This window comes from Mycetocola sp. CAN_C7, from assembly GCF_015752285.1.
Lineage (GTDB): Bacteria > Actinomycetota > Actinomycetes > Actinomycetales > Microbacteriaceae > Mycetocola_A.
Map to the genome: position 1 here is coordinate 433,307 of NZ_JADOUY010000003.1, position 17,372 is coordinate 450,678.

Annotated in this window: 17 protein-coding genes; 7 read left to right on the forward strand and 10 right to left on the reverse strand. The window is 67.2% G+C overall.

From position 1 onward, the window contains the following. Positions 1–59 precede the first annotated feature (59 nt). Complete coding sequence (locus IWX78_RS08785; protein WP_196833141.1) at positions 60–740, forward strand: TetR/AcrR family transcriptional regulator; 681 nt, start codon at positions 60–62, stop codon at positions 738–740. Positions 741–752: 12 nt separating this feature from the next. On the opposite strand, the gene IWX78_RS08790 is transcribed toward IWX78_RS08785, so the two are convergent. From IWX78_RS08790 to IWX78_RS08805, 4 genes are all read right to left on the reverse strand, one after another. Beyond that, positions 753–1,484, reverse strand: coding sequence for an RNase H family protein (locus IWX78_RS08790; RefSeq protein ID WP_196833142.1), 732 nt, complete (start codon positions 1,482–1,484; stop codon positions 753–755). Between the two features lie 108 nt (positions 1,485–1,592). Next, positions 1,593–2,501, reverse strand: coding sequence for a DUF559 domain-containing protein (locus tag IWX78_RS08795; protein ID WP_196833143.1), 909 nt, complete (start codon positions 2,499–2,501; stop codon positions 1,593–1,595). 149 nt (positions 2,502–2,650) lie between these two features. Then, a complete protein-coding gene (gene purL, locus IWX78_RS08800; RefSeq protein WP_196833144.1) occupies positions 2,651–4,945 on the reverse strand; it encodes a phosphoribosylformylglycinamidine synthase subunit PurL in 2,295 nt (764 codons plus the stop codon). Between the two features lie 84 nt (positions 4,946–5,029). Next, entirely contained in the window at positions 5,030–5,500 is a 471-nt protein-coding gene (locus IWX78_RS08805) for a DUF3817 domain-containing protein (RefSeq protein WP_334684645.1), read from the reverse strand. 207 nt (positions 5,501–5,707) lie between these two features. Here IWX78_RS08805 and IWX78_RS08810 point away from each other — a divergent pair, with 207 nt between their 5' ends. Continuing rightward, positions 5,708–6,613 (forward strand): ATP-binding cassette domain-containing protein, encoded by a 906-nt coding sequence (locus IWX78_RS08810; protein WP_196833145.1) that lies wholly within the window; start codon positions 5,708–5,710, stop codon positions 6,611–6,613. Between the two features lie 2 nt (positions 6,614–6,615). Further along, a complete protein-coding gene (locus tag IWX78_RS08815) occupies positions 6,616–7,431 on the forward strand; it encodes an ABC transporter permease (protein ID WP_196833270.1) in 816 nt (271 codons plus the stop codon). 92 nt (positions 7,432–7,523) lie between these two features. On the opposite strand, the gene purQ is transcribed toward IWX78_RS08815, so the two are convergent. Together purQ and purS are read right to left on the reverse strand one after the other, a co-directional pair. Beyond that, positions 7,524–8,219, reverse strand: a complete 696-nt coding sequence (gene purQ / locus IWX78_RS08820; RefSeq protein WP_196833146.1) for a phosphoribosylformylglycinamidine synthase subunit PurQ — start codon at positions 8,217–8,219, stop codon at positions 7,524–7,526. A 2-nt stretch (positions 8,220–8,221) separates the two neighbouring features. Then, the gene (gene purS / locus IWX78_RS08825) at positions 8,222–8,476 is read right to left on the reverse strand and encodes a phosphoribosylformylglycinamidine synthase subunit PurS (protein ID WP_196833147.1); all 255 of its coding nucleotides are present in this window, start codon (positions 8,474–8,476) and stop codon (positions 8,222–8,224) included. 112 nt (positions 8,477–8,588) lie between these two features. Between purS and IWX78_RS08830 the strand changes: the two genes are divergently transcribed. Then, on the forward strand, positions 8,589–9,827 hold the full coding sequence (locus IWX78_RS08830) for a sensor histidine kinase (protein ID WP_196833148.1): 1,239 nt from the start codon (positions 8,589–8,591) through the stop codon (positions 9,825–9,827). Continuing rightward, complete coding sequence (locus tag IWX78_RS08835) at positions 9,824–10,447, forward strand: response regulator (RefSeq protein ID WP_196833149.1); 624 nt, start codon at positions 9,824–9,826, stop codon at positions 10,445–10,447. Before IWX78_RS08830 ends, IWX78_RS08835 begins: the two co-directional genes overlap by 4 nt. Here IWX78_RS08835 and IWX78_RS08840 read toward each other — a convergent pair. From IWX78_RS08840 to IWX78_RS08855, 4 genes are all read right to left on the reverse strand, one after another. Continuing rightward, positions 10,429–11,667, reverse strand: a complete 1,239-nt coding sequence (locus IWX78_RS08840; RefSeq protein ID WP_334684646.1) for an alpha/beta hydrolase — start codon at positions 11,665–11,667, stop codon at positions 10,429–10,431. The genes IWX78_RS08835 and IWX78_RS08840 overlap by 19 nt on opposite strands. A gap of 102 nt (positions 11,668–11,769) precedes the next feature. Next, positions 11,770–12,651 carry a VOC family protein gene (locus IWX78_RS08845; protein WP_196833150.1) on the reverse strand — a complete coding sequence of 294 codons (882 nt, stop codon included), beginning with the start codon at positions 12,649–12,651 and terminating at the stop codon, positions 11,770–11,772. Between the two features lie 95 nt (positions 12,652–12,746). Next, positions 12,747–14,225, reverse strand: a complete 1,479-nt coding sequence (locus IWX78_RS08850) for an MFS transporter (RefSeq protein ID WP_196833151.1) — start codon at positions 14,223–14,225, stop codon at positions 12,747–12,749. A gap of 11 nt (positions 14,226–14,236) precedes the next feature. Continuing rightward, positions 14,237–15,133 (reverse strand): phosphoribosylaminoimidazolesuccinocarboxamide synthase, encoded by an 897-nt coding sequence (locus IWX78_RS08855; RefSeq protein WP_334684647.1) that lies wholly within the window; start codon positions 15,131–15,133, stop codon positions 14,237–14,239. Between the two features lie 123 nt (positions 15,134–15,256). On the opposite strand from IWX78_RS08855, the gene IWX78_RS08860 reads away from it, so the two are divergent. Beyond that, positions 15,257–15,859, forward strand: a complete 603-nt coding sequence (locus IWX78_RS08860; protein ID WP_196833152.1) for a PadR family transcriptional regulator — start codon at positions 15,257–15,259, stop codon at positions 15,857–15,859. 5 nt (positions 15,860–15,864) lie between these two features. Beyond that, positions 15,865–17,370, forward strand: coding sequence for a DHA2 family efflux MFS transporter permease subunit (locus tag IWX78_RS08865; protein WP_196833273.1), 1,506 nt, complete (start codon positions 15,865–15,867; stop codon positions 17,368–17,370). The last annotated feature ends 2 nt before the right edge of the window (positions 17,371–17,372 follow it).

Sequence of the window (17,372 nt, forward strand, 5' to 3'; positions counted from 1 at the left end):
CTACACGAATGTATCCGATACACTGATGTATCGCAAAACGTTCCCAGTAAGGTGTCAGGATGCCCACGGAAGTCGAATCCGCCGAGACGGCGCAGGTCGAGAGTGCCCGCAGACGTAAAACCCGCGACCGCCTCATCGATGCGGCGTACGAGGTCTTCGCCGAGACCGGAGTGCATGCGGCATCCGTCGAAATGATCACGGAACGGGCCGGGTTCACCCGCGGCGCGTTCTACTCCAACTTCGACACGAAGGAAGAGCTGTTCTTCGCCCTCGCGGAGCGCGAGAACCGGCTGCGGTTCGAGAGATTGCAGGAAGGGGTCGACGCGATCCTGCCCGAATTCGACCCCACCGCTCTGACCGAGGAGACCCTCAGCGACCTCGTCACCCAGTTCCTCGTGCTGCAGGGCGACGACCGTCGCTGGTGCCTCGTGCAGTCAGAGTTCAAACTGCTCGCCATGCGGGATGCCGCCGTCGCCGCCAGCTACCTCGCCTACCAGAACGGCTTTCTGAAACAGCTCGCCGACCGCATCGACGCCGCGCTCCACTCCGTCGGGCTGCGCTTCACCGTTGACCCGCTCGCTGCCGTGCGCATCATCGTGAACGTGTACGAGTCTGCGATGCAGGAGGCAATACTCGAGGGAAGCACTGCGGGCAGCGATGCGGGCTCGGTTTCGGCGCCGCCGCTGGCCAGGGACACACTGCCCGGCCTCGTGCACGCGCTCACCGAACCGCTCGACTGAACGCCGCGCGCGTCAGATCAGGCTGCGGAGCAGTTCCTCGGCGCTGACGCCCTCTTGCCGCGCGCGCTCGTGCAGGCGGATGTGCTCGTCGTCGGTGAGCCAGAGGGTGACCTCGTGCTGGTCTGGGTCGTCGAGCGAGAAGAGCGTCGGCGCGCCAGCCGCGAAGTCCAGCGCCGGGTTCACGGTGTCGTCGCGTTCGGCTTCTTCCGCGGTCTCGGTCTCTGTGGCTGTTGCGCCGGCGTCTGGCGTTGGGATCGACGTCGGAGCGGCATCCGCCTCGGCTCCCGGCCAGCCGGGACCGCCAGGAACGGGGCGACCCGCCTGGAAGGCTTCGGACACCGATCGAGCCCGCACATCTGCGGCCTCGTTGAGCGGATGCCCCGCGTGGCCGCGGACCCACTCGAACCGGTAGCGTCGACCGGCCATGGCCTCGTCGAGTTCCTTGATGATGTCGAGGTTCATCACCGGTTTGCCGTCGCCCTTGCGCCAGCCCTTGGCCTTCCAGCCGCGCATCCACTTGGTGACGGTGTTGATGACGTACTGGCTGTCGCAGAGCACGAGAAGGTCGTCGTCGAGATGAGCGGTCGCACGGAACAGCTCGAGCACGGCTTTGAGCTCACCCATGTTGTTCGTGGCGTGCTTCCAGCCGCCGGCATCCCAGTGCTCGTCATCGACGTACCAGGCCCAGCCGGCCGGGCCGGGGTTTCCCAGGGCGGAGCCGTCTGCGGCCGCGGTGATCGTCATGTGTGCCCTTCGGTGTGGAAGAACCCATCGTATCGGCGGTGTCGGACCCTCGACATCGCAGTTGCGCCCCCACACCGCCCAAGACAGCCATGTGTGGGTGCGCAGATGCTATCTCGCACGCCAGCCAGCCCTGATCAGCGCCTGACGGATCGCGCGGATGCGTCCCTGCGCGCCGTTGCCCATATGCTCCCGGTGCACGCGGATCACTCGCCAGCCATCGGCCATGAGCAGGTCGAGCCGGTCGACGTCGTGGTGGCCCTGCCGTTCCGAGCCGAAATGGTGGGCTCCGTCGTACTCGACGAGCACTTTCCAGCCCGGGTAGACGAGGTCGCCCAGCGCGAGGAACCGCCCGATCGCATCGCGGATCTCGACGTTCACGAGCGGTTCGGGAAGCCCGGCTCTCACGATCAGGAGCCTCAGCCTCGTCTCCTGGCGCGAGTCGGTGCCCGGACGGACGAGGGCGAAGGCAGCGCGGAGTGCACGAGACCCGCGCCGCCCTGCCGACCGTGCGACGGCATCCGCCAGTTGATCCATCGTGGCGATCGGGTGCACGCGCCGCACGAGTCCGTCGCCCATTTCAACGAGTTCAGGGACGGTGAGCATCGTCGCCAGCTCGCGCCAGGTGTCGACGGCGGATGCCACGGGGATGCCCGTGACGGCGACAACATGTACCGTGCCCGGCTCGACGTGGTGGCCGACGAAGCCGCCCGCCCGTGGGGCGACCGCTGGTCTCACGGCGGTGACGTGGAACTCAGCGACACGATCGAGACGAGGGGGGAGGTAGAGTCCGTGCAGCCTGGCTGCGGTGACGTGCGAATAGAACTGGCCGGGGCGGAGTCGAAGAGCGGCTGCGGCGATCACGTCGATGGTCCGGTCGGCCGATGCGTAGACGCCGCGGACGATGCGGGTGACATCGTCGCTGCGCAGCCGTCCTCTGCTCAGGCCACGTCCGATGGCCTCGCGGCTCGTGAACGCGTGCGATACCAACTCGGGTGGGAGGGGGACGCGTCGCGGCATCCCGGAAGTGTGCCGTATTCGAGCTCTTCCCGTGCTCCTTCTCCACAGCCGCAGCGCACACGAACGCGAGATGGCAGTTGCGCACTCAAGGTCAGCACAGCGGCCTGTCTTGGGTGCGCAACTGCCATCTCGGCAGAGCGCAGGGCGATTTACGCGAACGCGGCCGGAAGCGTCGCCGTGTGCGTCGCACGCAGCTCGTCGATCGAGGCGGTGAAGAGGTCCTGGATCTCGAGCGATTCCGACTCGTTGTCGGTCACGCCGATGCGCAGCACCGGATAGTTGCGACCATCGCAGAGGCCACGGAACTTCACGTCGTCCTCGCGCGGGACGGACACGATCACGCGACCGGTCGACTCCGAGAACAGTGCGGTCGCGAGGTCGACGCCATCGCGCTCGAGGATCTCACCGAGCCAGACCCGCGCGCCGACGCCGAAGCGCAGCACGCTCTCGGCGAGGGCCTGGGCGAGGCCGCCGTCGGAGAGGTCGTGTGCCGAAGCGATGATCGACGACTGCGAGCCGGCGTGCAGCAACTCGGCCAGGTCCTTCTCGCGCTCGAAGTCGACGGCCGGCGGGAGACCACCGAGGTGGTCGTGGATGGTTCCCGCCCACGCTGACCCGGAGAGCTCTTCGCTCGTGACGCCGAGGAGGTAGATGTTGTCGCCCTCGTCCTGCCATCCGCTGGGGATGCGACGGGCGACGTCGTCGATGACCCCGAGCACGCCGACGACGGGCGTCGGGAAGATGGGGGTGTCTCCGGTCTGGTTGTAGAACGAGACGTTTCCGCCGGTGACCGGGACCTCGAGGGCGAGGCAGCCGTCCGAGAGTCCCTCGACGGCCTGCGAGAACTGCCACATCACCTCGGGGTTCTCCGGCGACCCGAAGTTGAGGCAATCGGTGACGGCGGCCGGAACGGCGCCGGTGCACGCGACGTTGCGGTACGCCTCCGCCAGCGCGAGCTTCGCACCGAGCGACGGGTCGAGCTGGCAGTAGCGACCGTTCGCATCCGTCGCGATCGCGAATCCGAGGCCGGACTCCTCGTCGACACGGATCATGCCGCCGTCGTCGGGGAACGCCAGCGCCGTGTTGCCCATGACGTAGTAGTCGTACTGGTCGGTGATCCAGCTCTTGTCGGCGAGGTTCGCCGAGCCCAGCAGGGTGAGGAACTGCGAACGGAGCGTCGCGGCATCCGTCGGTCGTTCCAGAGCGGATGCCGTGTCGGCCTGAAGCGCGTCGAGCCAGGCGGGATACGCGACGGGTCGTTCGTACACCGGGCCGTCGACGGCAACCGTCGACGGGTCGACGTTCACGATCTCTTCGCCGTGCCAGTTGATGATGAGGCGGCCGGTCTCGGTGACCTCGCCAAGAACGCTGGTCTCGACATCCCACTTCGCGGTGACGGCGAGGAAGCCCTCGAGTTTGTCGGGTTCGACGACGGCCATCATGCGTTCCTGCGACTCAGACATGAGGATCTCCTCAGGCGTGAGCGACGGGTCGCGGAGCAGTGTGTGCGAGAGCTCGATGAACATGCCGCCGTCGCCGTTCGCGGCGAGCTCGCTGGTCGCACAGGAGATGCCTGCTGCGCCGAGGTCCTGGATGCCTTCGACGAGCTTGTTCTTGTACAGCTCGAGGCAGCACTCGATGAGCACCTTCTCGGCGAACGGGTCGCCGACCTGCACGGCCGGGCGTTTGGTCGGGCCCGCGGCGTCGAACGAGTCGGAGGCGAGGATCGAGGCGCCACCGATGCCGTCGCCACCGGTGCGCGCGCCGAACAGCACGATCTTGTTGCCGACGCCTGAGGCGTTGGCGAGGTGCAGGTCTTCGTGGCGGAGCACGCCGACCGACAGGGCGTTGACCAGTGGATTGCCCTGGTACACCGTGTCGAAGTAGGTCTCGCCGCCGATGTTCGGCAGGCCGAGGCAGTTTCCGTAGAACGAGATGCCGCTCGTGACGCCGTGCACGACGCGGGCGGTGTCAGGGTCGTCGATCGCACCGAAACGCAGCTGGTCCATGACGGCGACGGGGCGGGCGCCCATCGAGATGATGTCGCGGACGATGCCGCCGACGCCGGTTGCAGCGCCCTGGAAGGGCTCGATGTAGCTGGGGTGGTTGTGGCTCTCCACCTTGAAGGTGACGGCCCAGCCCTCGCCGACGTCGACGACGCCCGCATTCTCACCCATGCCGACCATCAGGTTCTTCTTCATCGCCGGGCTGACTTTCTGGCCGAACTGGCGCAGGTAGATCTTGCTCGACTTGTACGAGCAGTGCTCGCTCCACATCACCGAGTACATGGCGAGTTCACCCGAGGTCGGGCGGCGTCCGAGAATCTCCTTGATCTTCGCGTACTCATCGGGCTTGAGACCGAGTGCCGCGTACGGCTGCTCCTTCTCGGGGGTCGCGATGGCGTTCGAGACGGTGTCGGCGACGTTCGTTGCGGGGATGCTCACTGGGGAAGGCTCCTAGATCGAGGGATGCCGGAATACCTCGATTCTATCCGGGCGAACGGATGCCTCCTGCCGTGCCCGTCCGGGTTAGCGATCGCCGCCGGGAGGGCCGATCACGAGCAGGGTGGCGAAGATGGCGACGAGCGCGACGACGAAGAGAACGGCGAGGAGCACGGGGTGGTTGAGGAACCACCGCAAAGTCCTGTCCACCCAGGACGAGTCGCGGGGGTCGTCGCCGGCCGTGCGTCGCCACGGGCCGTCGAGGCGCCCGGTGCGATCCGCCCACAGGTCGAACGGGATCGTCGCGTACGGCACGACGGCGGTGACGACACCGAGCCCGATCAGCGGGATGCTCCACCGCTGGTTCACCCCGACGAGAACGGCGGTCATGGCGTAGGCGAGGAAGACGAAACCATGGATGGATCCGCCGATCCGCACGCCGAGATCGCCCAGCTCGCCGAGCTGCCAGACGTACTTCATCAGGAGGCCGATGATCAGGAGCGTCCAGGTCACCGCCTCGGCGAAGGCGAGGGTGCGGTAGAAGATGCGGGGAGACACGGGAACTCCAGGAGGGCAGGCGCGGGCAGTGGCGGATGCCTCGCGGACGGTCGGGATTCCTCCATCCTCGCAGGAGCGCGACATGGTCTCGTCGTCCGAAAGACGTAAGCGCTGGCATCCGCTCATCTCCGCCGGAAGGAGGATGCCGCTCACACGGTCGACCTGCCACAGTAGGGACTACGCCCGCCCATCTACTTCAGGAGCAGCATGCCAACGGGAGTCCCCATTGAATTCGCCGGCCTCACCAAGAGGTTCGGCCCGGTCGCCGCGGTCTCAGACCTGAGCTTCACGGTCGAACCCGGTCGCGTCACCGGTTTCCTCGGTCCGAACGGCGCAGGCAAGACCACCTCGCTTCGGATGCTTCTCGGTCTCGTGAGTCCGACCTCCGGCTCCGCGACGATCGGAGGCGTGCGCTACGCCGACCTCCCCTCGCCGCTCAGCACGGTCGGTTCGGCACTCGAAGCCGCAAGCTTCCACCCGGGGAGGAGCGCGAGGAACCACCTCCGCGTGTACGCCCAGGCGGCAAAAATCGACCCGAAGCGGGTCGACATCGTCCTCGAGACCGTCGGTCTTCGTGAGCATGGCGGGCGCAGGGTCGGCGGCTACTCGCTCGGCATGCGCCAGCGCCTCGGACTCGCTTTCGCCCTCCTCGGGGACCCGGGCGTTCTCGTCCTCGACGAGCCGATCAACGGCCTCGATCCTGAGGGCATCAAATGGATCCGGGGATTCCTGCGCCAGCTCGCTGCGGAGGGCAGGACCGTTCTCGTGTCGTCTCACCTGCTCAGCGAGGTTCAGCAGAGCGTCGACGAGGTCGTCATCATCGCCCGTGGCACGCTCGTGCACCGCGGCCCGTTGTCGAGCCTCGAGATCGACGGAGCTGCGACCAGGGTGATCGTCGATTCGCCTGACCGTGGCGCGCTCGTCGCGGCGCTCGCCGCAGCATCCGTCACATTCGAAGACGCTCGTGCCGGTGTTCTTGTTTCCGGCCTCGAACCGGGCGAGGTCGGCCATATCGCCTTCGCGGCCGGAGTGGAGGTGAGTTCCCTGCATCGGCAGAAGTCGGGGCTCGAAGACTCGTTCCTGGCACTCGTCGGAGAGGGGGGATCGCTGTGAACATGTTCGTCCCGGCCGTCCGCGCCGAAATCTCGAAGCTCACCACCACACGTACCTGGTGGATCCTGGCGATCATCCTCGTCGTGTACATCGTTCTCATCTCCGGAGGCCTCGGCGCTCTGTTCGGGTTCTTCACGACGCAGGGCGGTGAGGCCGGGCAGGAGGCGCCACCGACCGAGTTCCTCGCCCCGATGCTCTACGGATCGGTCAGCACGTTCGGATACGTCTTCCCTGTGCTGCTCGGTGCCCTCGCCATCACGAGCGAGTACCGCCACCAGATGCTCACACCGACATTCCTGGCGACTCCGAAACGCGGAATCGTTCTCGGCGCCAAGTGCGTCGCGCTGCTGATCTTCGGTGCCATCTACGGCGTTCTCGGTGTGATCGCCTCGGTCGGGGCGGGTGCAGGGGCGCTCTCCCTGTTCGGACTGGACACCCAGCTCGACAACAGCGACACCTGGGCGCTCATCGGCCGGGGCGTTCTCGCCCTCGCGCTCTGGGCACTGATCGGAGTCGGCCTCGGCGCCCTCATCCCCAACCAGGTGGCCGCGATCGTCGTGATCCTCGCGTTCACGCAGTTCGTCGAACCGACGCTCCGTGCCGTCGTTCTGTTCGCCGACTGGGCGGCGTCCCTCGGGCGGTTCCTGCCTGGGGCGGCGAGTGACGCACTCGTCGGCGCTCCCAGTCTCTTCAGCGCTGGTATGGCGGTCGGGGCCGATCCGCTCGAATGGTGGCAGGGTGGGCTGCTGCTCGGCGGACTCGCCCTCGTGCTCGCGGTGCTCGGCTACTTCGTGTCGTGGAAACGGGATGTGACGTAGGCCGTCATCGACGCGGGTTCCGCGAGAAATCAGAAAGGGCCCCTTCCGGCCGCGCAAGCGACCGGAAGGGGCCATTTTCGAAATGTCGCGGGTCAGACCGCCTGCAGCGCGCGGACCGCGCTCGTGAAGAAGGTGAGTCCGTCGATCCCCGAGCGCATGGCATCCGCGGTGTCAGGACCGAATCCGGGCTCGACCGCGTGCTCCGGGTGCGGCATCAGGCCGACGACGTTGCCACGCTCGTTGGTGATGCCGGCGATGTCGCGGAGCGAACCGTTCGGGTTGCCGCCGACATAGCGGAATGCGACGCGCCCCTCACCCTCGAGGCGGTCGAGGTCGTCTTCGGCGGCGATGAATCCACCTTCGCCGTTCTTCAGCGGGATGATGATCTCCTGGCCGGCCTCGAAGCCGTTGGTCCAGTCGGTGGACGTGTTCTCGACGCTCAGTACCTGGTCGCGGCGCACAAAGGTGCCGCGTTCGTTGCGGATGAGCCCTCCGGGCAGCAGGTGCGCCTCGGTGAGCATCTGGAAGCCGTTGCAGATGCCGAGCACCGGCATCCCCTTGCCGGCGGCGTCGATGACCTCGGACATGATCGGCGAGACGGATGCGATCGCTCCGGCGCGCAGGTAGTCGCCGTAGCTGAAGCCGCCGGGAAGCACGAGCGCGTCGACGCCCTTGAGGTCGTGGTCGCCGTGCCAGAGCGCAACCGGCTCGGCGTCGGCGAGGCGGATCGCCCGCTGAGCGTCACGCTCGTCGAGGGAACCGGGGAAGGTGATGACGCCGATTCTCACCGCTACTCCGCTTCGGGGTAGTGAATAGCGACGACGTCTTCGATCACCGAGTTCGACAGGATGTCGTCGGCGATCTTCGCAACGGCGGCACGGGTCTCGTCTGTGACGGGACCGTCGACGGTCAGTTCGAATCGCTTCCCGATGCGGACACCGGTGAACTCCGTTCGACCGAGGCGCGTGAGCGCCCCCAGGACGGCCTTGCCCTGCGGATCAAGCAGTTCAGCCTTGGGCATTACTTCTACGACGATTGTGGGCACCGATGTCTCCCGGGTGTCAGGGGTGGAATGGTCCCATCCTACCGGCAGGTCGTCCTTTCGATGGATGCCCGTTCCCTGACAGCGACGTAAGCTGACGGCGAGAGAGAGAACGATGAATCATTCTGCCCTGACGCCCGTTTTCGCCGGGTTGCGCTGGTCGTTGCACCTGCTCCTCATCGGTCTTCTCGTGCTCGTGATGGTGCGGGTCACCCTCGCTGACGCGCCGAATGTGGCCGCCGTTCATGGGGCATCCGTCGTCATGCTCGCCGTGTATCTCGGCGGCGCCTGGCTGGCACACCGTCGGCAGCGGTTCGTCAGTGCGGCCTGGGCCGGACGGCTGTGGGTGCTCGCGCTCAGCATCAACTGGCTGGTGCTGGTTCTCCTGGCGCAGGATGCCGCGTTCGTCGTGTTCCCGCTCTTCTTCCTCTACCTGCAGCTGTTGCCGACCCGGATCGCCGTCGCCGCCGTGCTTGCCTCCACGGCGGTGACCATCACCGCCGTGGGCATGCACGCCGAGTTCTCGATCGGGGGTGTCCTCGGGCCGATGATCGGCGCAGGCGTCGCCGTCGCCATCGGGCTCGGCTATCGGGCGCTGTATCGCGAGGCGGAGGAGCGGCAGTCGCTCATCGCCGAGCTGGTGGAAACCAGGGATGAACTCGCTCTCGCCGAGCGGGCCGCCGGGGTCCTGGCCGAGCGCGAACGGCTTGCGCGCGAGATCCACGACACTGTGGCGCAGGGCCTGTCGAGCATTCAACTCCTCCTGCACGCCGCCGAACGCCTCGACAACGAACGCCCAGGCATCGACCAGTTGCGCCTCGCCCGAGAAACCGCGGCGGACTCGCTCGTCGACACGCGCCGCATCATCGCCGAACTGACGCCTCCCGCACTGGACGACCGCACCCTCCCCGGCGCGCTGCGCCGACTCGCGGCAGCCACCGAGCACACTCTCCGGGCGGCGGGCGCGAGCACGTCCGTTCACTTCCAGCTCGTCGGTGACGTCGTGCCCCTGCCGATGAGCGTCGACGCCACGCTGTTGCGGATCGCCCAGGGCGCGATCGCGAACGTGGTTCGGCACGCAAACGCCCGTCGGGTCGAACTCACCCTCACCTACCAGCCGGACAGCGTCACTCTCGACGTCGTCGACGACGGCACCGGTTTCGATCCGGATGCCACAGCGGGCACCCTCCGGAACACCTCATTCGGGCTCACCGCCATCAGGCAACGGCTCAGCGCACTCGGCGGCACACTCAGCGTCGAATCGGCGCCGGGGGAGGGAGCAGCCCTCGCCGCGACCATTCCGATCACGGATGCCGCCGCGACCGCCCGGCCGCTGACGGCGGCAGACGTATGATCCGGCTCCTCATCGCCGATGATCACCCGGTCGTCCGCGCCGGGCTGCGCGCACTGTTCTCCACCGAGCCCGACCTCGAGGTGGTCGGCGAGGCGGCGACGGGAGCCGAGGCCGTCGAGAGAAGCAGGCCGGGCGTCGACATCGTGCTGATGGACCTGCAGTTCGGGGCCGGGATGCAGGGCGCAGAGGCGACGAGGCGCATCCGGGCAGCGGCAGACGCGCCGCACGTGCTGATCCTCACCAACTACGACACCGATGCCGACATCCTCGGGGCGGTCGAAGCCGGGGCGAGCGGGTATCTACTGAAAGATGCGCCGCCGGCCGAACTGATCGCAGCAGTGCGCGCCGCCGCGCGTGGGGAGAGCGCGCTCGCCCCCCGGGTGGCCGGCAGGCTCGAAGCGCGGCAGAATGCGTCTGATGAGGCCCTGAGTTCTCGCGAGACCGAGGTGCTCGGCCTCGTCGCCGACGGCCTGTCCAACCGTGACATCGCGCGCACGTTGTTCCTCTCCGAGGCGACGGTGAAGAGCCACCTCGTGCACATCTTCACGAAGATGCAGGTGTCGTCGCGGACGGCGGCGGTGGCATCCGCCCGCGATCACGGTTACATCCGCCCGGCGTGAGACCCGCTGCCGTACAGGGTGGCAAGCGCGGCGACGACGTCGGCGTGCCAGCGGCGCGCGAGCGGCACGACTTTCGTGTACATCGCGGCCTCGTGTGTTGCACCCTGGTATCGAACAGCGCTGGCTTCAACACCTGACGCCCGGAGGGCGGCGGCATACGCCTCGCCGTCGCGCCGGAGCGCATCGTATTCCGAGGTGAGAATGTATGCGGGCGGCAGGCCGCGGTGGTTACCCGCGTGCAGGGGGGACGCGTACGGTTGCCTCGCGCGAGCCCTGTCGCCGAGGTACGCGTCGACGACCTGCACGAGCTCGCGTCTGGCCAGGAAGCCGGGAATCCGCATCTCGCGGATCGGAGCGAAATCGACGCTCGAGCCGGTGAGGTCGGTCACAGGGACTTCGAGGATCTGAAGCCGCAGGGGGTGGTCGGCCCTGTCACGGTTGACGAGGGTCACCGCCGCGGCGATGTTCCCTCCGGAGGACGTACCGTTGATGCCGATCCTGTCGCGGTCGATGCCGAGTTCATTCGCCGTCGTGAACAGCCAGTCGAGTGAAGCGTAGCCCTGCTCGATCTGGGTCGGGTATCGGTGCTCGGGGGCGAGAGCGTAGTCGACAGCGACGTGGACGACCCGGGCATCCGCCGTCCGCATCCGGAATGTCGCGTCGACGCTCGTGTAATCGACCCCGCCGAGCTGAAACGAGCCGCCGAAGAACGCAAGGACCGCGGGGAGCGGTTCGCCCGTAGTTCCCGCCGGGCGATAGACCCGCACGCGAACGGAGGGGAACCGGGGAACGTCGACCCGGAAATCGATGATCTCAACCTCGGGGGGCGTTTGGCCGACCCGGCCATAGAGCTTCGTGTCCCACTTCTTCGCGTTCCTGCGCTTCCACGCCGGCGTGCGACGCCGAGCTTTCTCCTCGGGAGAGAGCGATTTCTGCGCGGCTTTCTGCCCGGCCGGCGAACGCGCACCCGCTGCCGCGGTTCCGCTCGCCGCCGTTCCGACCGTCCCGGTCGTTTCGGCCGACGTGTCGGCGCCTGGCATCGTCGCTTTCGGCGGTCGCGGTGTCTTCGACGGTGTCGTGCTGCTCGCGACCGGGCCGGCGGCATCCGTTCGCCAGGGCACGATGCTCGCGACGAAACCGGTGATGGCCCCCCGGGCCTCGGCGATCATGTCGCGCCGCCTGGCCAGGTACATGTCACGGAAGTACGGATCGAGCGGCACGGATGCTCCCCTTCAGGTCAGGGGATGAGGCTACCAAGTCGACGCTGAGACCGCAGCCGGTCGCACCGGTCAGGCGGGCGCCCGGCGGATCTCAGGTGGGTGTCAGGCGGACCGCACCCGGATGAGGTTCGCCCACGGGTCGTCGAAGCTCACCGTCTGGCCGTCGTCGCGGGTCTGCACGCGGGCGTGCGACAGGCGCTCCTGCAGTTCGCCGAGCGCATCGCTGCCGGGCACTTCGATGTCGACCCGGCCGAGGCCCAGCGTCGGCATGCGCGGTCCGGCTCCGCGGGAGTTCCAGACGTTCATCGCCATGTGGTGGTGGTACCCGCCCGCCGAGACGAAGAGCGCCTGGTCGCCGAGCGATGCCGTGGAGTCGAACCCGAGCGTGCCGACGTAGAACGCGCGGGCGGATGCCACGTCGCCGACAGACAAATGGACGTGCCCGACCCGCGCACTGCCGAACACCGTTTGGTCTGCGGGGGAGGTCTGGCCCTGCTCGGTGAGGTGGGTGGCCAGGTACTGGTTCGGGTCGAGATAGATCGTGGCCATCTCGACCTGACCGTGGGCCCAGCTCCACGTGGTGCGTGCGCGGTCCCAGTACAGCTCGACGCCATTGCCCTCCGGGTCGGTGAAGTAGAACGCTTCGCTCACGAGGTGGTCGGCACTTCCGGTGAAGGTGCCAGGCGCGGCTCGCGCGACCGAGTACAGTGCGGCGGCGAGGGCGGCCTGGGTCTCGAAGACAATGGCGGTGTGGAACAGGCCAGCGGAACCGGCGGCGGCGTGCCGCAACTCAGGGGCGTGCTCGAGGATGACGGCGGGCGTTCCATTGCGGCCCAGAGTGACGGTGTGCTCCGTCGCGGACAGCGTACGCAGCGGGACGGCATCCGTGTAGTAGCGCGTCATGGCGTCGAGGTCGGCCACCAGGAGGGTGACCGGGCCCATCGTCGTGTCTTCGGCCAGCTTGTCTGAAGAGTTCGGGTTCATGAGTGCTACAACTATAGTTGTAGCGACAACATTCCCGCCAGTGCTCCCGAATGAGAAACAAGCTGAAGGGTCGCCCGCAGCAGAGGGCGGTGATGCTACACGCGGGCCGTCGCCCGCTTGCGGAGGTCGAGCAGGCTGAGCACGAGCCCGACCAGCACAAACGCCACAATGATGATCAGGCTCCTGCCGATGGCGTCGCGGTGGATGAGCACGACGTCCCCACCGGTCTGCTCGGCATACAGCGTGGCGAAGAAGGTGCTCGACGCCACCGCGACGCCGATCGCTGTTCCGACCCGCTGGCCGACCTGGGCGACAGAGCCGGCCACCCCACCCTGCGTCACCGGAACGTCGGCGAGGGTGAGCGTCTGGTTGGGTGAGATGACGATGCCACCGCCGGCGCCGGCAATGGTGAGCGATGCGGCAAGCAGCCAGGGCATCGCATCGACCGGAGCGAGTGCGGTGATCGGATAACAGGCACCGATCCCGACGGCCGCGAGGATCAGGCCGAGCACGACGAGCTTGCGACCGTACTCATTCACAAGTCGCCCACCCAGCCACGACGTCACAGCGGATGCCAGTGCGAACGGAATCGACACCATCCCGGCGAAAACCGCCTCGAGTTCCAGCCCACGCTGCAGAAACAGGGTGACGACGAGGAACATCGCGGGTATCGCCGCGAAGTACGCGGTGCCGATCAGGATGCCGTTGCGGTACGACGACAGGCGGAGCAGGCCGAAGTGCACGACGGGTGACTTGCCCACCCGGAGGTAACGACGTTCCCACCAGACGAACGCCACGGCTGAGACGACGAACGCGACGAGCCAGAACCACCGGTTGGGGTCGTCTGACGGGCTTCCTGTGGTCAGAACGAACGGCAACATGAGACTGAACGTGGCGATGCCGAGCAGCAGAATGCCGATCAGGTCGAGGGTCTGCGCCCCGTTCTCGCGGACCTGTGTCTTCGGCAACAGTCGCCAGGCGAAATAGACGGCGATGAGGCCGAGGGGAATGTTCATCCAGAACAGCAGGCGCCAGCCGTCGGTCTCGCCTCCGATGGCGATGAGCAGGCCGCCGAGTGTGGGGCCGAACGCCGTCGACAGCCCGATGACGGCACCGAACAGTCCGAACGCCTTGCCGCGTTCCCTGCCCTGGAAGAGTTGCTGGATCAGCCCGAGGACCTGCGGCATCTGGATGCCGGCCGCAACGCCCTGCAGGATGCGTCCGATCACGAGGATCTCGATCGTGGGTGCTACAGCGCAGAGCAGGCTGGCGAGGGTGAACGACGTCAGGCCGATGAGGAACATCCGCCTGCGTGAACGGATGTCACCGAGCCGGCCCGACGGGACGAGCGCGAGTCCGAAGGCGAGCGCGTAACCGGCGACGATGAGTTGAAGCTCCGTCGCACCTCCGCCGAGGGAGTCTTCGATCGACGGCAGCCCGACGTTGACCTTCGACAGGTCGAGGATGGTGAGGCAGGCGACCCCAACACACACCCAGAAACTCTCCCACTTGACCCGGTTGGCGTGGGTGTCGTCGGCGGAGGCGGGCTGGGGGGACGAGGGTGAGGATGGCATCCTGATGAACTTTACGCCGTCAGTCGCTCCAGCAATTCCCGGTAGCGCGCGGCCGTTCGCTCGACTATGACGGGCGGAAGTTCCGGCGGCGTACCCGTCTGGTCCCAGTTGGCGGCGAGCCAGTCGCGCACGATCTGCTTGTCGAAACTCGCCATCCGGGCCTCGGCAGTCTCTTGTGTCTCGTAGACGTCTGCATCCCAGTACCGCGACGAATCCGAGGTGAGAACCTCGTCTGCAAGCGTGATCAGGCCGGTCAGCGTGTCGCGTCCGAACTCGAACTTCGTGTCAGCGAGGAGAACGCCACGCTTCTCGGCAATCGCCGACGCCTCAGCGTAGATGGCGAGCGAGGCGTCGCGGAGCGCAGTGGCATCCGCTTCACCCACGAGCTCGATGCTCTGCTCGAACGAGATGTTCTCGTCATGCTCACCCATCGGCGCTTTGAAGGCCGGCGTGTACAGCGGCTCGGGGAGCCGGTCGCCGTTGGAGAGCCCCTCGGGGAGCGGGATGCCGCACACGCTGCCGTGTGCAACGTATTCCTTCCAGCCGGAACCGGTGAGATAGCCGCGGACGACGCACTCGACCGGGAACATGTCGAGCTTCTTCACCAGCATCGCCCGTCCAGCGACCGCGGCGGGGATGATGCCGGCGACGCCACCGTCTGCCAGCAGCTCGTGGTCGGGGAGAAGGTGGTTCGGCGCAGCGAGCTGATCGAACCACCACAGGCTCAGCGTCGTCAGAAGCTCCCCTTTGCCGGGGATGCCCGGGGTGAGCACGTGGTCGAACGCGCTCACCCGGTCGCTCGCCACGACGAGGAGAGCGTCGGATGCCGCATCCGCCCGTTCGTACAGGTCACGGACCTTACCCGAATACAGGTGGGTCCAGCCGGGCAGGTTCGTCGATGCGCTCACCGCTCCATTATCGCGCGGCGGATGGTCGGCGGTTCGCCGGGGGCGAATTCCGGGTGGTATATTCCAGGTGGAATAGTTCCAGCCACCGGCCATATCCGGCCGTTCCGTCACAGAGAAGATCCCGTGCCGACCAAACCCCTCGCACCCCTGGGCATCGCCGTGCTCGGATTCCTCGTCGAACGACCGATGCATCCGTACGAGATGTACCAGCTGGCGATCACGCGCGACGAGTCGCGCCTCATGGCGGTGAACGCCGGCTCGCTCTACCGCGCCGTCTACGCGCTCGACGCGGCGGGGCACATCCGCGCGGTCAGCTCCGACCGCGACGGTGCCCGCCCGGAGCGAACGATCTTCGAGATCACCGAATTGGGCAGACGCGAGCTCAGCGACCGGATCCGTGACCTGCTCGCCGTTCCCCAGCGGGAGTACCCGAAGTTTCCCGTCGCTGTCGCCGAAGCGCACGCGCTCCCGAAGCGCGAGATCGTCGCAGCGCTCGAACAACGACTCGCAGCGCAGCGAGACGATCTGTCGACGATCGTCGCACGCGCCCGCGATCTGACGGATCGCGGTGTCCCGCAGCTCTACTGGATCGACGTGTCGCTTCTGCGGTCGTCGCTCAGTGCGGAGATCGAGTGGATCGAACGCACCATCCATGACCTCACCTCCGGTGCTCTCCCGTGGCAACACGCGACGGCACCAGACCCTCACATCTCTGAACAGAAATGACCTCCGTGGAAAACATCGCCAAACCCTGGCCGGCCCTCTGGGCGCTCGTCCTGGGCTTCTTCATGATCCTCGTCGACTCGACGATCGTCTCCGTCGCCAACCCCGCCATCATGGAAGGTCTCGGCGCGGGGATCGGAGACGTGCTCTGGGTGACCAGCGCCTACCTGCTCGCCTACGCCGTTCCCCTGCTCGTCACCGGAAGGCTCGGCGACCGGTTCGGCCCGAAGAACCTCTACCTCGCCGGACTCGTCGTCTTCACCCTCGCCTCGGTCTGGTGCGGGCTCTCCGGTGACATCGGCACGCTCATCCTGGCCCGGGTGTTCCAGGGCCTCGGCGCCTCACTGATGACGCCGCAGACGATGGCAGTGATCACTCGCATCTTCCCGCCAGACAAGCGCGGAGCCGCGATGGGTCTCTGGGGTGCTGCCGCCGGTGTGGCCACGCTGGTGGGCCCGATCCTCGGAGGTGTGCTCGTCGACAGCCTGGGCTGGGAGTGGATCTTCTTCATCAACGTGCCCGTCGGCATCCTCGCATTCGTGTTGGCGTGGCGTCTCGTTCCTCGGCTCTCGACCCACCCTCACCGGTTCGACGTCCTCGGCGTCGTACTCAGCTCGGTGGGACTGTTCCTGCTCATCTTCGGGCTGCAGGAGGGTGAGACGTTCGAGTGGGGCACGATCGCCGGGCCGATCACCGTCTGGTCGCTCATCATCGCCGGCATCGTCGTGCTCGTCGCCTTCGTCGTGTGGCAGGCCGTCAACACGGGCGAGCCCCTGCTTCCGCTCGCCCTGTTCCGGGACCGCAACTTCGCGCTCGGCAACGCGGTGATCGCTACCGTCGGGTTCGCGATCACGAGCATGAGCCTGCCGATCGTGTTCTTCTACCAGATCGTGCGGGGGCTGGCTCCGACACAGTCCGCTCTCATGCTCGTGCCGATGGCCGTTCTGTCCGGGGTGCTGGCGGCTCCGGCCGGCAAGCTCGTCGACAGGATCAACCCGCGGCTCATCGCCACAGCAGGGATGACCCTGTTCGCAGTCGCACTGTTCTGGTATTCGACGCTGATGACGCCGGACCAGCCTCTCTGGATGCTGCTGTTGCCGAGCGCCCTGCTCGGTGTCGCGAACGCCGGCATCTGGGGACCGCTGGCCTCGATGACCACCCGCAACCTCCCGCCGCAGCTGGCCGGCGCCGGTTCGGGCGTCTACAACACGGTCCGCCAAGTCGGTGCCGTCTTCGGCAGCGCCTCGATCGCGGCTCTCATGCAGGCTCGGCTGGGCGCTGAACTCCCCGGAGACGGTGCCGGATCGACCGATGCGTTCGGTGGCGGCGCGCTTCCCGAGTTCCTGCACGGCGGGTTCAGCACGGCGATGGGCCAGTCGCTGCTGTTGCCCGCAGCGATCGCGATCATCGGTGCGGTTCTCACGCTGTTCTTCGCGAAGCCGAAGCCGACCGCGTGGGGCAGCCCGGCGGCAGCCGTCGCCTCGGATGCGGCGCCCGCCCCGCGGCATCCATGATG